Genomic DNA, 1,910 nt, shown 5'->3' on the forward strand with positions numbered 1-1,910 from the left:
CCCTGCTCCTGTCCGTCGGCGCGCTCGCGATGGGTGTGCGGGCGCTCCTCACGCCCGAGGTGGAGTCGGGCGAATTCGCCGCGCTTGCCGCCGGCGCGGGCGCCCTCGTCGTCGCCGCGGCGATCGTGTGGATGAGCAGCCAGACCCCGCCCGTCGCCTCCGCGTCGACCGCGCTCGCGGCGGCAGGGGCGGCGCTCGTCCTCGGTGTCGTGCTCGTGCAGTCCGAGGGCGGACTCGTCCAGGCCACGCTCACCGCCATCATCGGCGGCGTGATCGGCGTCCTGGGTGCGGCCCTCCTGCGCTCCGAGCGGTGGGCGGGGATCGGCGGCGTGCTGGCGGTCGGCGGGCTCATCGCCGCGCTGATCGCCATCGGCTGGCGCTTCGCGCTGGTCGCAGCCGAGCCGCGCGCCGGCATCGAGGCGGATCTGTGGGCGGTCGCCGGCGTCGGCATCCTCGTCGCGATCGGCATCATGGCGCTGCGGTCCACGGCATCCCGAGTCGTGGCGAACGTCGTCAGCGCGGCGTTCTCGCTGGCTCTCATCCTGTTCGCGACCGCTGAGCTGATCCTCCTCGGCGGCGAGAGCGGGACTGAGCTGCGGGCCGCGCTCACGATGAGCGCCCTCACCGTCGTAGGGGTCATCGGCTGGCTCTCGCGCGAACGGCTGGGCCCGTCGCTGGCGCCGACCGCAGCGATCCTCGTGGCCGTGGTCGGCATCGTCGCGCTGACCGCGTATGGCGTCCGTCCGGTCGAACTCGTCACCGTCCCCCCGGCGCTCGGCATGATCGTCCTCGGCGCCCATGCGCTGCGCACCCGGCCGGAGACCCGCACCTGGCCCACGCTCGGCCCCGGACTCGCCCTGCTGACCCTCCCCTCGCTGATCTACGACTTCGGATCGCCGAGCCTGCTATCCGGGCTGGCCGTGACGAGTCTGTGGCGGGTCGTCGCACTCGGCATCGTGGCCATCGCACTGGTGGTGATCGGTGCGATCTGGCGGCTGCAGGCGCCGCTGCTCCTCGGCTCGGCGGTGCTGATCGTGCACGCGGTCGCCCAGCTCTGGCCCTGGATCTCCAGCCAGTACACGGTCATTCCGTGGTGGCTGTGGCTCGGGATCGGCGGCGCCCTGCTCATCTTCATCGCCGCGCGCTACGAGCGGCGGATGCAGCAGTTCCGCGCCGCCTTCACGGCGGTGACGAGCCTGCGCTGAGCGGGCCGGCGTCTCGTCCCCACCGGAACGGTGAGACCGTCGGGTCGCCGGCGATCCAGAACCGCCACGGAAACGCCGCGGTCCCCGCCACGCCCGCGACACCGACCCGCGGTCCCGCAGCGACCTCGGCGATCGGCTCACGGCGCAGCCACAGGCGGGCGACCGCGCCCGCCCACGGCGCTCCGGTGATCGCGTCGATGCCGTCGTGCACGGGATGCCGCAGCCCGATCGCGTCGCCGAGACGACCGGGCCCCCTGGCCAGGTCGCGATCGGTCCGGGCCGCCGGGCGGCGCCGGTGCGCGGCATCCGTCCCCGCCACGATCTCGCCGGCGCGCAGGAGGATTCCGCCCGCGACGCCCTCGGGCCCGCAGACGACGTTGACGCAGGAGTGGATGCCGTGGCTGAGGTAGACGTACAGATGGCCTGGCTGCCCCCACATCGTCGCGTTGCGCGCCGTGGGACCCATCCGCGCGTGCGAGCCGGGGTCGGCGACCGCCCCGGTGCCGAGCCCGTGATAGGCCTCGACCTCGGTCAGCCGCACGACCACTTCGGCGTCGTCGACGGTCGTGTGCAGCAGCGCGCCGAGGAGCCGCGGCGCGACCTCGGCGGGCAGGCCCGCGAAGTCGTCACGCGTGGCGGGGCGCAGCGCCGCTGCCGAGGCCGCGTCGCGGGATCCGGTCACCGCGGCGCACCGGGCGCGCACTC

The 1,910-nt window shown here is 74.5% G+C and carries 2 protein-coding genes; one reads left to right on the forward strand and one right to left on the reverse strand.

What is annotated here, in order from left to right; translation table 11 throughout:
- On the forward strand, nucleotides 1-1,205 hold a 1,205-nt coding region (locus AC1DVT_RS19935; RefSeq protein WP_477391095.1), incomplete at its 5' end, for an SCO7613 C-terminal domain-containing membrane protein.
- On the opposite strand, the gene AC1DVT_RS19940 is transcribed toward AC1DVT_RS19935, so the two are convergent.
- Nucleotides 1,180-1,908, reverse strand: a complete 729-nt coding sequence (locus AC1DVT_RS19940; RefSeq protein ID WP_477391096.1) for a DNA-3-methyladenine glycosylase — start codon at nucleotides 1,906-1,908, stop codon at nucleotides 1,180-1,182. The two genes, AC1DVT_RS19935 and AC1DVT_RS19940, sit on opposite strands and share 26 nt — an antisense overlap.
- Between the last annotated feature and the right edge of the window lie 2 nt (nucleotides 1,909-1,910).

This window comes from Microbacterium sp. P2_F9 (genome assembly GCF_056403635.1).